This window comes from Methylacidimicrobium sp. B4 (assembly GCF_017310545.1).
Taxonomy (GTDB): Bacteria; Verrucomicrobiota; Verrucomicrobiia; order Methylacidiphilales; family Methylacidiphilaceae; genus Methylacidimicrobium.
The window spans coordinates 2,161,692-2,176,227 of record NZ_CP066203.1; the positions used below are offsets into that span (position 1 = coordinate 2,161,692).

The following is a 14,536-nucleotide window of genomic DNA, read 5'->3' on the forward strand; positions in this document are numbered from 1 at the left end:
GATCTCTTCTTTCTATGCGAACTTCGCCACTACCAGGGATGCATTGTGCCCGCCGAACCCGAAGGAGTTGCTCATGGCCACCCGCAACTTGCTTTCTCTCGCCTGATAGGGGACGTGGTGAAGATCGCACGCCGGGTCGGGATTGTCGAGGTTGATTGTGGGCGGAATGAGCTGGGCCTCCAACGCTTGCAGGCAGAGGATGAGCTCGACGGCTCCCGCAGCTCCCAGGCAGTGGCCGGTCATCGACTTGGTGGCGCTGACGGGCACCTTCTTGGTGTGCGGGCCAAAGACGCTCTGGATGGCGAGGGCTTCGCAGACGTCGCCTTGCTGCGTCGAGGTCGCATGGGCGTTGATGTAGTCGATCTCCTCAGGGTTCTTTCCCGCCCGCTTGAGGGCCGAGACCATGGCGCGCGCCGCACATCGGCCGTTAGGATCCGGGGCGGTGATGTGGGAGGCGTCCGCGGAGAGGCCATAGCCGATGATCTCACCCAGGATGGGGGCTCCCCGCTTCTTGGCATGCTCGAGCTCCTCGAGCACCACGATTCCCGCTCCTTCGCTCAAGACGAAGCCGTCCCGATCCCGGTCGAAGGGTCGGGAGGCCCGGTGCGGCTCATCGTTGCGCAGGCTCAAAGCCTTCATATTGCCGAAGCCCGACAGTCCCAGAGGGACGACCGCGGCTTCGCTGCCCCCGGCGAGGATGACTTCGGCTTCGTGATCGCGGATCAGGCGCCAAGCCTCTCCGATGCAATGCGCCGCCGTCGCGCAGGCGGTCACCACGCAAAAATTGGGTCCCTGATAGCCAAATTCGATCGCGATCATCCCCGAGGCAATGTTGGTGATCATCATCGGGATCATCAGCGGAGAAGTCCGCCTGGGTCCCTTGTGCAGGAGCACCGTATGCTGGTCCTCGAGGGTCTTCAGGCCCCCGATGCCCGAGCCGACGATCACCCCGATCCGGGAGGGATCCTCCTTCGCGGTGAGCAGGCCCGAATGGTGCACCGCCTCTTTCGCGGCGGTCATCGCCAGCTGGGAGAACCGGTCGGCCCGCCGAGCTTCCTTGGGGTTTCGGAAGGCCTCGCTGAGATCGATGCCCCGAACCTCACCCGCAATGAGGCAATCGTACCCTGTCGTGTCAAAAGCAGTGACGCGGCCAATTCCGCTCCGTCCGTTGCGTACACTCTCCCAAAGAGCGCCTGCGTCATTGCCGTTCGGGGTGACTGCCCCGAACCCGGTTACCACGACCCGTCGTGTCATGCGAAAGGAGGGGATTGGAGCTCCCCCGAGAGAAAGGCAATCGAGCGAGGAAGAATCACGGCCTTAGCTTTCTTCCTCTACGTGCTCTTCAATGTATCGAATGACGTCGCCGACCGTCTGCAGCTTTTCCGCCTCTTCGTCCGGAACTTCCACGTTGAACTCTTCTTCAAACGCCATGACCAGCTCGACCGTATCCAGGGAGTCGGCCCCGAGGTCCTCGATAAACTTGGCCTTGGGGGTCACTTGCTCCGGGTTGACCCCGAGCTGTTCCACGATCATTTCCTTTACGCGTTCTTCGATCGATTTTTTCTCTGCCATAAAATCCAGTCTCCTTCGAGTTCGAGGCTAGTTAGAAACGGAATCCGGATTTGGCAACCAAAAAGTCACCGAAAGCCTGGAAAAGCCCCATTCTCTCATCCCACGTCCTCTCCCGAGGGCAATCGAGAGAAACGCTAGCCGTTACAATGTTTGCGGTCATGGCGTGCCCCTCTCTCGTCGCTATTTCCGGGAACCGGGTCAAGCCAGAAGGCCGCCATCCACGACGAAAATCTGGCCGGTGATGTAATTGGAGTCGGGCCCGCAGAGAAAGGCGACGAGCCCGGCCACCTCCTCGGGTTGACCAAAACGTCGAAGGGGAATCTCTTCGAGCAGCTGGGCGCGTACCTTCTCGGGCAGCTTCTTCGTCATGTCGGTCTCGATAAAGCCGGGGCAGACGGCGTTGGCGGTCACGCCGCGGGAAGCGAGCTCGCGCGCGATCGACTTGGTCAAGCCGATCAGGCCCGCCTTGGAGGAAGAGTAGTTGGCTTGTCCCGGATTTCCCATCAGCCCCGATACGGATGATATATTTACGATTTTCCCAGAGCGCCGTTCGAGAAAGTGGCGGCTCAAGGCGCGGATCCACAAGAAGGCACCCTTGAGGTTCGTGTCGAGCACCAGATCCCAGTCTTCGTCGGACATGCGGACCGCAAGGCCATCCCGGGTAACTCCCGCATTGTTGATGAGGAGATCGACCCGACCGAAATCGCGAAGGATGCTTTCGCTCGCCTGGTCGACCTCCTGCTTGAGGCGGACATCGGTGGCATAACCCTTGGCCTTTCCTCCGAGACCGACGATCTCTGCCGCGGTGGCTTCGGCATCCGACGCCCTTCGACTGACGCAGGCGACGTCCGCCCCCAATTGCGCCAGGCGAAGGGCGATCGCCCTGCCGATGCCCCGGCTGGCGCCGGTCACCACGGCGACCTTATCCCTCAACGAGTTCGTGCTCATGTGATTGGAGATCCTCGAGCGTAGCGAGGGCGATTCCGGCTGCCCGGGGCTCGATCCGGCGCAGCAAGCCGAGGAGGACCGGACGGGGGCCCAGCTCGACGAACTGCCGGACGCCGCAATCGAGCATCCCCCGCATGCAATCCTCCCACTGAACGGAGCCCTCTATTTGGGCGGCCAGGCTTCGGCGAATCTCCGCCGGTTCCCGAACGGGTCGCCCCAGGAAATTCGAATAGACCGGGACGCGTGGGATTTCCAGGGGAAAATCTTCGAGAAAGGCTTGCAGCTCCTCGGCCGCCTTGCGCATGAGCCGCGAGTGAAAGGCTCCGGAAACCTCCAGCGGGATCACCTTGCGCACGCCCCGCCTGCTGGCCAATTCGGGAACGAGGGCGAGCCCCCGACGGGATCCAGAGAGAACGATCTGACCGGGCGCATTGTAGTTGGCGACGTCGACCTGGGCTTCACGGGCGATCGCGTCGGCAACCTTCCGGTCCGCGCCGACCAGCGCGACCATCGAGCCGGGAGATTCCTCAGCCGCCCTCTGGATGGCCAACGCTCGCTCTTTGACCAGGCGGAGCCCATCGGAATAGGAAAAGGTCCCGGCTGCGGCATGAGCCGTCAGCTCGCCCAGGGAGAGGCCAGCGACCGCGGAAAAGCGGAAGGCCGGAAGGCGGTTTTGCAGCAGGGTGAAGAGGGCAAACCCGTGCACGAAGAGGGCGGGCTGCGCGATAACCGTCTCCGTCAGCGCTTCGGCGGGACCGGAAAAGCTCACGGAACGAAGCGGGATCCCGAGGAGACGCTCCGCCTCCTCGTAGAGGTGGCGTACGTGGGGATCGGCCTCGTAGAGGTCTTTCCCCATGCCGACCTCCTGGGCTCCCTGACCGTCGAAGAGCAGTGCTTTCAGCGATTCCACCGAAGGGTCATATTCCTGCCAAGAGGGTCAAGATTGCCGTCAGCGGTCCTTACGCCAAGCTTTTTCTTTTTCACCGGCTCCGCACCGTTCCTAAAACCATAGACAACCATTCCCCTACCAGGGAAGGTGGTCGATGACGTCGGCCGAACAGTTCTGCCGACGGTTCGCGTGCCGGGATTCCGCCGGCAATGCCCAGGTTGCGCTCAATGCCCGCGTTTCCGGGAGCAAAGGCGCGGGCGGCTCTCGCAAGCCTCCCGACCGGGCATGCGCTGCATGCGCCGCTTTGAGCCTCCTCCGAACCTCCGACCAGAACGACCACACATGCTTCGCCCGATTCCTCACGGGTAGGGCAAAGGTGAGGTGGCCGCCATTGCGGGCTGGCGCAATGGCCTCCCGCACGGTCGGACGCTCGGAGAGGCCCAAGCCTCTCCTGGCCACGGCATAGGCCGCGCCCTGGTGAGAACCGATGCCGTGACGACGCGCGTGATTCACCGCGCCGATCACGGAAGTATAGGCCGGATCGACTTCGATCCCCTCGACTCCGGCTCGAAAACAGGCCGCCTTGAGCATGGCGATGGTCTTGGAGTAGCAAAACGACGAGATCTTCCTGGCGGCGGATGGACTCGCCACCTCAAGCTCAGCCCTCCTTTTCTTGAGATCCAGCCGCTCAAGGACCAGGGGAAGACCACGCTCCCGTGCCATCTCCACAATCATCCTCGCCGCGTCGCCGATGATCGCCTTGGCTTGATCTTCGGTCTTGCCGTAGAGGTTGAGATCCACCCGAAGGGCCCGCCGCAGGTTGCCGAACCGGTCGGTCTCCGCCACGGCCAGATGGTCGTGGTTGATGTCGATCCCAAGCGCTCCCGCCAGACGGCTCGTCGCAATGGGAACCGGCCTGGCCTCGACGCTCGCGAAGACCCGCCAGCCCTTCCGATCCCTTAAAAAGCGGTAGCTTACCGCCACTCCCTCCCGCTTCCGGACAGGCTTGCCGCCCTTGGTCTGCGAGAAGACAACCCGGCTCGCGGCAAGCGCCTGAAGGATCTCCTCCTGGCCATAGGCGAAGCGCACGCCGGGAATGACCAGAAGCTTGCCATCCGAGGCCAGCGCATCGGGAAGACGCAGACGCAGGGTCAGGCTGCCGTCGTCCTCGACCGAAGCCCGGCAGGACTGGTTGCCCGCGGTCTCGTCCTTCGAGCCGATCACGAAGAACTGGCCGCTCCGCGCCGCCTGCCAATCCTTTTTCCACTCCGCATGGCTGGCATAACCGTTCTCCTCGAGGGCAAACTGCTTGCGGAAGAGGCGGCGGGAGCCGAAGCAGAGGCGGACGCGACCCGAGTCCCGGTCGGCGATCCGTGCCGCGAGCCTGGCGCGAAGGTTCCCAAGCCGCCGCTTCTTCTGATGAAGCTTCTCCGAGCCTGGCTCCCTCGCCGAGAGGATGCCGATGACCCTTTCGGCTCTCTGGATGCGGGACTCGGCCTCGGCGATCCACTCCGGAAGCCGCTCCCGGATCGAGGCGATCTTGCCCTTGAGGCCCACGCGAATCGCGTTGAACTGCCGGGCGGTGATCCCAAAGCGCCGCAGGAACTCGCACTTGAGATCGCCCATCGGAATCCCCACCCGCATCCTGGCAAAGAGTGTCCGCTCGGCTTGCCCGTAGAGATCCGCATAGCCGTCCAGAGCCGCGACCTGCTCTGGCGCCAGCCTCAAGCGCGTCTGGTAGGTGAAGACCGGACGATCACTCATGGAGAGCCTCGAGCGCCTTTTTCGCCCGCATCAACCGGTCCCGATGCTCGACCGGAATGACGCCGACCTTCGGATCCCGCAAGAGCCGCAAGAGCCCCTTGCGATGGCCGTTCATCCCAGAGCCAACCTCCTTGACCGCATCGACGATCGGCAACCGCTGGGCAAGCGCCCACTCCGTCAGCCGCGCCAGCTGCCGATCGAGATCGGCCTTCTGGTCGGCGCTGGAGACGCGCGCGTGGAGGGCAACTCCGCCGGGCTGCCTCTCCTCTGCATGCGCGATCACCGTCCCAATCGGCAGCTGCTCGACCGCCACCGGCATCTTCCCGTCCTTCCCCATCCGCCAAGCCGTCTTGGAGCCAATCCCCTGCCGCCTTGCCCAGACGCTCAGCTTCATGGGAAAAGAATGCCATGCAACGTGAGTTATGTCTATTGATTAGTCAACTGTTGGCAACCCCTTCATCCACCGTGGCTCGCTTACCGCCGACCCGGCTTCTCGCTGCTTTCCAGGAGCGCGAGGAGGCCCGCCAGAAGCTGCTGCGGCCGGGGTGGACAGCCGGGAATCGCCAAGTCGACGGGGACGACCGCCTCCGCCGGGCCGATGCAGGCATAGCCCCCTGAAAACAGACCGCCCGTGGCCGCACAATCCCCCACCGCCACCACCCACTTGGGATCCGGGATGGCGTTGCAGGTCCGCTCGAGCGCTTCCCGCATGTTGCGCGTCACCGGGCCGGTCACGAGCAGGACGTCGGCATGCCGGGGGGAGGCCACAAAGCGAAGCCCGAAGCGCTCGAGGTCATAAAAGGGATTTTGGAGCGCATGAAGCTCGAGCTCGCACCCATTGCACGAGCCCGCATCGACGAGACGAAGCGCGAGGCTCCGCCCGAGACGCCGCTTTGCCCCTTCTTCCACCTGGCGCGCGAGCTCTTGAAGAAGCTTGTCGTCCACGGGTGGAGGGGGCTCGGGGAGACCCGAGCGGATCAAGCCGAAAAGGGAAGGTCGGCGGGGGCGCGATGCAGGAGGGCGAGAGTCAGAGGTCATGGCCGGCGTAGGAGCAGTTAAAGGACTTATTGCAGAGCGGGAAGTCGGCGATGATGTTTCCGTAGATTGCCGCTTCGAGCAGAGGCCACTGAAACCAAGAGGGATCCCGAAGATGACAACGCTCGACCCGCCCCCGCTCGTCGAGGCGGACCCAGGCGAAGATCTCCCCGCGAAATCCTTCCACCAGAGCGACCCCTTCGCCGGGAGGGAGGTTCTTCTGGGGCAGGGGAGCAAAGGCGGGTCCTTCGGGGAGTCCGTCGACGATCTGCTGGATCAGGCCAAGGCTCTGCTCGATCTCGCGGATTCGAACCGAAACACGGGCATCGACATCTCCTTCTTCTCGGACGGGGATCGAAAAGCGGAGGCTCGGATAGGGAGAGTAGGGGAGATCTCGCCGCGCATCGAAGAGCCGCCCGGACGCGCGCCCGATCACTCCTCCGCACCCATACTGGCTTGCCAGCTCTCGGGAAAGCACCCCGGTGCCGACGACGCGATCCTGGAGCGAGGGGGTCGACTCATAGACCTCCTGGATCTCCGGAAGCGCGCGTGCGATCTCCCCGGAGAGATCACGCAGCCGCCGGAGAGCACCCAAGGGCGGCACGGTGCGCACCCCGCCGGGGACAATCTGATCCATCATCAACCGATGGCCGAAGCAGGCGTCGGCTGCGCGCAAGAGCCTCTCCCGGAGGATCGAGCAGAAAGCCTGCATGCGGGCAAAGGCGGCGTCATTGCAGATGGCTCCCACGTCCCCGAGGTGGTTCGCCACCCGCTCGGTCTCGACGCAGAGAGCGCGCAGCCAGTCGGCCGAAGGTGGGGCCTCCCTGCCAATCGCAGCTTCCACCGCCCGGGCGAACGCAGCGGAGTAGGCCGCCGTCGTATCCCCGGAGACGCGCGCAGCCAGCTTGGCCGCGTGCTCCAGCTCCGCTCCGACCAGCAACCCCTCGACTCCTCGATGGACATAGCCCAGACGCTCCTCAAGGCGGACGACGGTTTCTCCCGCCGCCGTGAACCGGAAGTGGCCCGGCTCGATGATCCCTGCGTGGACCGGCCCGACGGGAACCTGATGGAGTTCCTCGCCTTCCGCAGGAAGAAAGGCGTAGGGGGATGGCCCGATGGCGGGAACGGACTTGCCCAAGGGAAAGCGGAGCTTCCAGGCTCCGTGATCGAGCCAGGGCCTTGGATCGGCGCTCCCTTCCGGCCGGAGTCCGAAGAGATCCCGGATCGCTCTTTCCAAGCGCAGCGCGGGCGGGTGAAGGTGGCCGACGGAGGGGAAGGTCCCGTTCGGGCAGCGCAGGGTCATGACCCCGGCTCGTCCTTCGGATGCTTCCCAAAAGGCGAGATGGACGCTGCCCGGCTCCCCCCAAAGGGCGAGGAGCGAGGAGCCGCCGCGACCGAGCCGTTCGCCTGCCCTCTGCCAGAGGAGAGGATCGACGATGGCCTGCGGCCAGGGTCGATGGCAGAGGACGGGAGTGCCTTGTGGCAGCAGCTCGGCGAGGGAAGGAGGGAGATCCCTTCCTGACGAAGAAGCTTGGGGAGCAGCGGGGAAGTCGGCCTGGGAGGAGTCGGGCATGGTCGGGGGAGGAGCTAGCGAAGAAGCTGGGCCGTTTGACGAAAGCAGGTGACGACGACCGCCGGGAGGAAGATCCCCGCGGCAAGCACGAGCAGCATGTGGATCCAGAACGGCAACGGGGTGACGTGGACGGGCTCGATGCGGCCGGTCGGACGGCCGAAGGCCATCCCGGAGATCCGGAGCAGGAGCCCGGCGAAGGCGACCAGAAGGCCAAGAAGGAAGAGGAGGATCACCCACGGATGGGTGGAAAAGCCACTGCTCACGATGAGGAATTCGCTCAAGAAGATCCCGAACGGGGGCATGCCGACGATTGCCACCGTTCCGGCGAGCAGTCCCCACCCGAGAAAGGGATGGCTTTCGGTCAGGCCCCGGATGTCCGCGATCTTCTGGGTCCCCTTCGCCTGCGAGATGTAGCCCACCATGAAGAAGATCCCCGACTTGGTCAGGCTGTGGAGGGCCATGTGGAGCAATCCAGCGAAGTTGGCGAGCGGATTTCCGAGCCCAAAGGCAAAGGTGATGATGCCCATATGCTCGATTGAAGAATAGCCGAAGAGCCTCTTGATGTCGCGGCGCCGGTAGAACATGAAGGCCGCGAAAAGGACGGAGGCCAGGCCCATGGCGATCAGGAGGGGTCCCGGAGAGAGGACATGGGCGTTGCCCGCGAGGAGGATCTTGAATCGGATCACGGTGTAAAGAGCGACGTTGAGCAGGAGGCCAGAAAGCACGGCCGAAATGGGGGTCGGCCCTTCGGCATGCGCGTCGGGAAGCCATGCGTGAAGCGGAACGAGCCCGACCTTCGTTCCATAGCCCAGGAGCACGAAAAGAAAGGCGAGATTGAGCAGCGAAGGGTCGAGCTCCGCCGCATGCTGGAAGAGCGAGCTCCAGCGCATCGCCTCGGTCCCTTCCCCAAGCGCCTGGCGGGCCGCCACATAGGTGAGCGTCGTCCCGAAAAGTGCCAGTGCAATCGCCACGCTGCTGAGCATCATATACTTCCAAGAGGCTTCGATCGCCTCGGGCGTCCGGTAGATCCCAACCATCAGCACGGTGGTAACGGTGGCCATCTCCACGGCGACCCAGAGAAGCCCGATATTGTTGGCAAAGAGGGCAAGCGTCATTCCGAAGAGGAGAACCTGGTACATGGCATGGTAGAAGCGGAGGAGTCGCGGAGTGAGCCTGCCGGATTCGACCTCGTGCGAAATATATCCCGCGCTGAAGAGGCTCGTGGTAAAGCCGACGAAGGCGTTGAGGACGAGGAAGACCGTGTTGAGATCGTCGACCAGGAGATATCGGCCCGGCGCTTCCCGCGGGATGGTGAAAAGACCGAGCGCCAAGCCGAAGGAGAGGAAGCTCGCCGCGACGTTGATCTGCGCCGCGCGACGCCAGTCTCGCACGAACGCCAGAAGCAGGGCGGCTGCCGCGGGAACCAGAAGCGCCCAGATGGGCGGGCTGAAGGGAATGTGGCTCATCGTCTCTCTCCACGGAATCGCTCGACCACCAGGGTGTCGACCGTGTCGAAGCGCTCTCGGATACGAAAAAGGAAAATGCCGATGACAATGAAGGCGATGAGCACCGCAAACGCCACGCTGATTTCCACGACGAGCGGCATCCCCTTGGCTCCCGCAGCGGCCAGGATCAGCCCGTTTTCCAAGGACATGAAGCCGATGATCTGACTGATGGCGTTGCGCCGGGTGACGATCATCAGCATGCCCAGAAGAATGACCGCCAGCGCGAAGGCGAGATCCTCCCGGGAGAGGCGGTCGCCCGCGTGGGTGGTGCGCAGGGTGACCACCAGGGAAAGAGCGACCAGAGCCATCCCGGCCAGCATGGTGGGGCCGATCCCGCCGACGGTTTCCAAGACCTGGTGAATCCGGAGCTGAACCACGATCCGCCGCAACACGATCGGGATCAGGAGCGCTTTGAAGATCAAGGCGATCGCCGCCGTGATATAGAGGTGGGGGGCATCCTGCACGAACGCCTGCCAGGCGACCGAAAGAGAAAGGACCAGGGCGTGAAAGGTGAACATGTGGAGGAGGGCAAACACGCGGTCTTGATAGAGGAGGATGAAGCTGACCAGGACGAGGCTCCCGGAGAGCAAATGAGCGACGTCGAAGCCGATCGTGTTCATAAGAAGGAGTAGTGCGCCATGCCGCTTATAAGCTGCCGGATACGAAGCGGAGAAGGGTGGCGAGCAGCCCCAGCATGAGAGCCGCCCCGAGAAAATCGGGGATGCGGAAGAGACGCATCTTGGCGAGCCCGGTCTCGAAGACCGCCAGCGCGATGGCTCCCGTCCCCATCTTGAGCAGGTAGAACGATCCGCCAGCCAGATAGGCGGTCAAGGATGCGCCCGGCTTGGCCAATCCCCACGGGACGAAGATCGTGCCGATCAGCGAAAAATAGAGCAGCAGCTTGAGCGAGGCGGCCCACTCGAGCAGAGCCAGGTGACGGCCCGAGTATTCGAGGATCATGGCTTCATGCACCATGGTGAGCTCGAGGTGCGTTGCCGGATTGTCGATCGGGAGCCGGCTGTTTTCGGCCAAGGCGATCAGCAGAAGGGCGGCGAGGGCGAGCGCCATCGAGACCCGCAGGCCCGCCGAGGGGGAAAGCAGGAAAGCTGTGATCGCGGAGAGCTCCGTCGAGCCCGCGACCAGCGCCAAGGTAAAGACCACCAGGAGCATGGCGGGCTCGGCGAGGGAGGCGATCATCACCTCCCGGCTCGCCCCGATGCCACCAAAGCTTGTCCCCGCGTCCAGCGCCGAAAGTGCCAGGAAGAATCGGGCGGTGCCGATCATGGCGGTGATGGCGATGAGATCGGCCCAAGGGCCGAACGGGAGACCCAGGCCGAAGGTGGGAACCAGAGCGGTGGCGAGCCAGATAAAGGCGAAGACGAGATAGGGAACGATGCGGAAGAGCCAGGAGGCGTTCTCTGCCAGGACGGGGCTCTTGCGGAAGAGCCGCCAGAGATCGCGATAGGGCTGGATGATCGAGGGGCCTTGGCGGCCGAGCAAGCGCGCCTTCAGCTTGCGGACCAAGCCGGTGAGGCCCGGGGCCACGAGAAGCACCAGGACCATCTGAGCGGCTTGTACCAGAGAGGGGCGGACTAGATCCATAAGCTCAGCAGAAGCAGCAGGAAGACCAGAAGGAGGAAGACCAGGAGAAGATACCGGCGGATGGTGAGGAACTGCATGGGATTGAGCTTGTCCGCGAGAAAGGAGACGAGCCTCGCGACGGGCAGGTAGAGTCCCTCCCACGCGGGGTCCCGCATCCTTACGGAGATTCGGGCCGGGCGGGGATCTCCCGGCGGGGACGATTCGACCGCTTCCCGGGCGCCGAAGAGGCTCGTGGCATAGACGCGACGGATGGGTTGCGCAAGGCTCGGGCTCGTGTACTGCGTGGCCGGGCTGGGATCGGGATAGCCGCAATCCCAGGCGGGCGAGCGCCGAATCGGACGGAACCCGATTGCGCGGACCAGCCCCGCGATCGTCAAGCCGGCGAAGGCAATCAGGACGAACAAGAGGAAGGCGTCGTAGGAGCTGCGATTCTGCGCGATCGGGATCATCGGCTCCCAAAAGGGAAGGCTCTGCCGCGGGAGCGCTTGGCCTGCCAGCTGCTGGACCACCGGCCCAAGGGCGTTGACGACCTGGCCGGGGAACAAACCGGCCAGCAGGCAGAGGCACGCGTTGGCGAAGAGGGCGGAGAGCGACCAGCGATCGGTCTCCCTCGCTTCCGCGGCGGCCGCAGTTCTGGGGCGTCCCAGGAAACTCACTCCGAAGGCCTTGACGAAGCAAGCGGCTGCGAGAGCCGCCGATAAGGCCAGGAGCGCCCCGACCGCGACGATCAGGAATTTGAGCGCCCACTGGGGGAGATTGGGGCTGACCAGGATCGCCTGGAAGGTGAGCCATTCGGAGGCGAAACCATTGAGGGGGGGAAGGCCCGAGATTGCGACGGAGCCGAGCAGGAAGGCGACCGCCGTGCCGGGCATCCGATGGATCAATCCTCCCAGCTTGTCCATCTCGCGTTCTCCGGTGGCTTCGAGCACCGAGCCGGAGCCGAGGAAGAGAAGGCTCTTGAACAAGGAGTGGTTGAGCGTGTGGAAGAGGGCAGCCGTCAGGGAAAGAGCGGCCGCCCAGGGAATCCGGTTCGCCGAGAAGGCGAGCGCCAGCCCGAGGCCGATGAAGATGATTCCGATGTTTTCCACGGTGTGGTAGGCGAGCAGCCGCTTGAGGTCGTGCTGCATCAGGGCATAAAGCACTCCCAGGACGGCCGTCACCCCGCCCAGGAAGAGGAGGGGGAGACTGCCTTCCCAGGAAGGAGGTCCGAGAAGGTCGAAGACGATCCGGACGAAGCCATAGATCGCAACCTTGGTCATGACACCGCTCATGAGCGCCGAGACGTGGCTGGGAGCCGCAGGGTGGGCCAGCGGGAGCCAGGCATGGAGGGGAAAGAGGCCGGCCTTGGAGCCCGCACCGATCGTTGTCAGGAGAAGGACGGCTCCCGCCAGGCGCGGAGAGAGGGCGCTTGCGCGAATCGAGGAAAAGAGGTAGCCCCCACCCGCGTTCGCCAGCAGGCCGAAGGCGAGGAGGAGCGTAAAGGCGCCCATGGCCGCCATCGTCAGATAGAGGTGTCCCGCCCGGATGTTCTCCTCCTCTCGGTGATGGGAGACCACGAGCGCCCAAGAGGCCAGCGACATGATCTCCCATCCGAACAAGAAGACATAGGCGTCATCCGCGAGAACCACCCAGATCATTCCCGCGAGAAAAAGAGGAAAAAAGGGAAGGATGCGCTCCGGAGAGGATTCGTGGCGACCATAGCCGAGGGCGAAGAGGGAGCTCGAGGCTCCGCCCCAGCTGACGATCGCCAGGAACAGGGAGGAGAGGGCATCCAACCGGAAATGCGTGCGGAACCAGGGGATCCCCAGGGGAAGGGAGAGGGTCGGCGAGCCGCTGGAGGAAGCGAGGAGGGCTTCGATCCCGCAGGCCAGGGAGAGGAGGCTCACGGCTAACGTAGCGGCGTAGACGAGCGTACTTCTCCCCAGGACACGGCGCCCCAAGACAGAGGCTACGCTGATCAGCAGGAGCGCTGCCGAGCAGCCAAGGGCAATGAGCAGCGTCATCTCAACAGGTCCCTGCCGGGTAGACGGATCTGTCGCCCAGCGCCGAACGCGGGCGCGGAGCAACCCGAACGAACCTTGGAGAGCAGGGACATCGCATCGGTCGGCAAAGGAGCCGACATGGCCCTGCTTGTACGGAATCCTTTACGCGACCACAAGGCGAAAATCGATCCGGCCAGCGCCGACCGGGGATTACGGCTCGCGGAGCAGCGATTCGAGGAGCTCGTGAATCCGCTGGGGGTTGGCTTGCCCGCGGGTCTTTTTCATGACAAAGCCCTTGAGCGCGTTGATGGCGGCCGCCTTTCCGGCCTTGTAGTCGGCGACGCTCTTCGGATTGGCGGAAATGGCCTCTCGGCAGAAGGCGTCGAGCGCCTGCGCGTCCGAAATCTGGGTCAGGCCTCGCTCCCGGGCGATCTCCCTGGGCGGCCTGTGCGTTTGGAGCAAGATCGCCAGCACCTCCCGTCCCTGCCGGGAGTTGATCTGCCCCTCGGAGACAAGATCCGCCAGCTCGCCCAAGTACTCCGGGGGAACGGAAGCTGGTCCCGGGGTCTCCGGGCGGAGAGCCAGATAGTCGTTGAGGGTGAGGTTGGCCAAGGCGACCGGATTGCGGGTCGAGCGGGCCGCCTGCTCGAAGTAGTCGGCCAGAGGAAGGTCGGCGGCGAGCACGCTCGCCTGGTACTCCGAGAGGCCGTAGGTCTGGCAGAGGCGGCTCTTCTTCCGTTCCGGGAGCTCCGGCAGGCGCCGCTCGGCCTCTCCGCGCAGGTGACCCTGGGTCTGGATCGGAAGCAGGTCGGGGTCGGGAAAATAGCGGTAATCGTGGGCCTGCTCCTTGGTGCGCATGGGAATCGTCTCCCCGCGCGCATCATCCCACCGCATCGTCTGCTGGACCACCCTCCCTCCGGAGGAGACGAGCTCGATCTGGGCCTGGATCTCATGCTTGAGCGCCCGCCGGACGGCACTGATGCTATTGAGGTTCTTGATCTCCCGCTTGGTGCCGAAGGCCTCGGTTCCGACCGGCCGCACGCTGATGTTGACATCGCAGCGGAGCTGCCCCTTCTCCATATCGACGTCGCTCACCTTCCCGTAGCGAAGGATTTCACGGAGGGTGGTGAGGAGGGCAAAGGCTTCTTCCGGGGTGGTCAGGTCGGCTTCCGTGACGATCTCCATGAGCGGCGTTCCCGCCCGGTTGAAGTCGATCCCGCTGCATCTCTCCAGATGGAACGACTTCCCCACATCCTCCTCCAAATGAATCCGCACGAGCCGAACCTTCTTGTTGGCGAGCGCCTGCGCCTCCTTTTGCGCATCCTTGGGGAAGGAGAGTGCGGGGAGGATCACCCCTCCTCCCAGGCAGAGCGGCTGGTCGTACTGTGAGATCTGATAGTTCTTCGGCATGTCCGGATAGAAGTAGTTCTTCCGGTCGAACTTGGCGCGCGGAGGAATCGTCGATCCGAGCATGAGGCCAGTGAGGATCGTCAAGATCACGGCTTCCTCGTTGGCGACGGGGAGCGCGCCGGGAAGGCCCAGGCAGATCGGGCAGAGATGGCTGTTCGGCTCCGCCCCGAACTCGTTCCGGCATCCGCAAAAGAGCTTGGTCTGGGTCTTCAGCTGAACATGAACCTCAAGACCAATGATCGCTTCGTAGGTCATG

13 protein-coding genes are annotated in these 14,536 nt (G+C 64.0%); all 13 read right to left on the reverse strand.

The annotated features are described in order from the left end of the window. Positions 1–12 precede the first annotated feature (12 nt). The 13 genes from fabF to gatB all read right to left on the reverse strand — a co-directional run bounded on the left by fabF (position 13) and on the right by gatB (position 14,535). A complete protein-coding gene (fabF, locus tag MacB4_RS10110; protein ID WP_206863696.1) occupies positions 13–1,254 on the reverse strand; it encodes a beta-ketoacyl-ACP synthase II in 1,242 nt (413 codons plus the stop codon). A gap of 63 nt (positions 1,255–1,317) precedes the next feature. Continuing rightward, positions 1,318–1,572, reverse strand: coding sequence for an acyl carrier protein (locus MacB4_RS10115; protein WP_024806753.1), 255 nt, complete (start codon positions 1,570–1,572; stop codon positions 1,318–1,320). Between the two features lie 198 nt (positions 1,573–1,770). Further along, complete coding sequence (gene fabG / locus MacB4_RS10120) at positions 1,771–2,520, reverse strand: 3-oxoacyl-[acyl-carrier-protein] reductase (protein ID WP_206863697.1); 750 nt, start codon at positions 2,518–2,520, stop codon at positions 1,771–1,773. Next, positions 2,495–3,430: an ACP S-malonyltransferase gene (locus MacB4_RS10125; protein WP_206863698.1), complete on the reverse strand. Its 936-nt coding sequence runs from the start codon at positions 3,428–3,430 to the stop codon at positions 2,495–2,497. Before MacB4_RS10125 ends, fabG begins: the two co-directional genes overlap by 26 nt. Before the next feature lie 114 nt (positions 3,431–3,544). Beyond that, positions 3,545–5,173, reverse strand: a complete 1,629-nt coding sequence (locus MacB4_RS10130; protein ID WP_206863699.1) for an IS200/IS605 family accessory protein TnpB-related protein — start codon at positions 5,171–5,173, stop codon at positions 3,545–3,547. Beyond that, on the reverse strand, positions 5,166–5,567 hold the full coding sequence (locus tag MacB4_RS10135; RefSeq protein ID WP_242529237.1) for a recombinase family protein: 402 nt from the start codon (positions 5,565–5,567) through the stop codon (positions 5,166–5,168). The genes MacB4_RS10130 and MacB4_RS10135 overlap by 8 nt, the downstream gene beginning before the upstream one ends. An 80-nt stretch (positions 5,568–5,647) precedes the next feature. Continuing rightward, a complete protein-coding gene (locus MacB4_RS10140; protein ID WP_206863700.1) occupies positions 5,648–6,211 on the reverse strand; it encodes an NADH-quinone oxidoreductase subunit B family protein in 564 nt (187 codons plus the stop codon). Then, positions 6,201–7,781 carry an NADH-quinone oxidoreductase subunit C gene (locus MacB4_RS10145; RefSeq protein ID WP_206863701.1) on the reverse strand — a complete coding sequence of 527 codons (1,581 nt, stop codon included), beginning with the start codon at positions 7,779–7,781 and terminating at the stop codon, positions 6,201–6,203. Before MacB4_RS10145 ends, MacB4_RS10140 begins: the two co-directional genes overlap by 11 nt. A gap of 14 nt (positions 7,782–7,795) precedes the next feature. Further along, the gene (locus MacB4_RS10150) at positions 7,796–9,247 is read right to left on the reverse strand and encodes a hydrogenase 4 subunit F (protein ID WP_206863702.1); all 1,452 of its coding nucleotides are present in this window, start codon (positions 9,245–9,247) and stop codon (positions 7,796–7,798) included. Further along, complete coding sequence (locus MacB4_RS10155; protein WP_206863703.1) at positions 9,244–9,906, reverse strand: hydrogenase-4 component E; 663 nt, start codon at positions 9,904–9,906, stop codon at positions 9,244–9,246. The genes MacB4_RS10150 and MacB4_RS10155 overlap by 4 nt, the downstream gene beginning before the upstream one ends. 25 nt (positions 9,907–9,931) lie before the next feature. Further along, positions 9,932–10,888 (reverse strand): respiratory chain complex I subunit 1 family protein, encoded by a 957-nt coding sequence (locus MacB4_RS10160; RefSeq protein WP_206863704.1) that lies wholly within the window; start codon positions 10,886–10,888, stop codon positions 9,932–9,934. Beyond that, positions 10,879–12,891: a hydrogenase 4 subunit B gene (gene hyfB, locus MacB4_RS10165; RefSeq protein WP_206863705.1), complete on the reverse strand. Its 2,013-nt coding sequence runs from the start codon at positions 12,889–12,891 to the stop codon at positions 10,879–10,881. The genes MacB4_RS10160 and hyfB overlap by 10 nt, the downstream gene beginning before the upstream one ends. A gap of 189 nt (positions 12,892–13,080) precedes the next feature. Next, on the reverse strand, positions 13,081–14,535 hold the full coding sequence (gene gatB, locus MacB4_RS10170; protein ID WP_206863706.1) for an Asp-tRNA(Asn)/Glu-tRNA(Gln) amidotransferase subunit GatB: 1,455 nt from the start codon (positions 14,533–14,535) through the stop codon (positions 13,081–13,083). Position 14,536: the final 1 nt, after the last annotated feature.

Coding starts and splice junctions, on each gene's coding strand:
- fabF (WP_206863696.1), bottom strand. CDS start 1,254: ATGACACGACGGGTCGTGGTAACCGGGTTCGGGGCAGTCACCCCGAAC.
- MacB4_RS10115 (WP_024806753.1), bottom strand. CDS start 1,572: ATGGCAGAGAAAAAATCGATCGAAGAACGCGTAAAGGAAATGATCGTG.
- fabG (WP_206863697.1), bottom strand. CDS start 2,520: ATGAGCACGAACTCGTTGAGGGATAAGGTCGCCGTGGTGACCGGCGCC.
- MacB4_RS10130 (WP_206863699.1), bottom strand. CDS start 5,173: ATGAGTGATCGTCCGGTCTTCACCTACCAGACGCGCTTGAGGCTGGCG.
- MacB4_RS10135 (WP_242529237.1), bottom strand. CDS start 5,567: ATGAAGCTGAGCGTCTGGGCAAGGCGGCAGGGGATTGGCTCCAAGACG.
- MacB4_RS10140 (WP_206863700.1), bottom strand. CDS start 6,211: ATGACCTCTGACTCTCGCCCTCCTGCATCGCGCCCCCGCCGACCTTCC.
- MacB4_RS10145 (WP_206863701.1), bottom strand. CDS start 7,781: ATGCCCGACTCCTCCCAGGCCGACTTCCCCGCTGCTCCCCAAGCTTCT.
- MacB4_RS10150 (WP_206863702.1), bottom strand. CDS start 9,247: ATGAGCCACATTCCCTTCAGCCCGCCCATCTGGGCGCTTCTGGTTCCC.
- MacB4_RS10155 (WP_206863703.1), bottom strand. CDS start 9,906: ATGAACACGATCGGCTTCGACGTCGCTCATTTGCTCTCCGGGAGCCTC.
- MacB4_RS10160 (WP_206863704.1), bottom strand. CDS start 10,888: ATGGATCTAGTCCGCCCCTCTCTGGTACAAGCCGCTCAGATGGTCCTG.
- hyfB (WP_206863705.1), bottom strand. CDS start 12,891: ATGACGCTGCTCATTGCCCTTGGCTGCTCGGCAGCGCTCCTGCTGATC.
- gatB (WP_206863706.1), bottom strand. CDS start 14,535: ATGACCTACGAAGCGATCATTGGTCTTGAGGTTCATGTTCAGCTGAAG.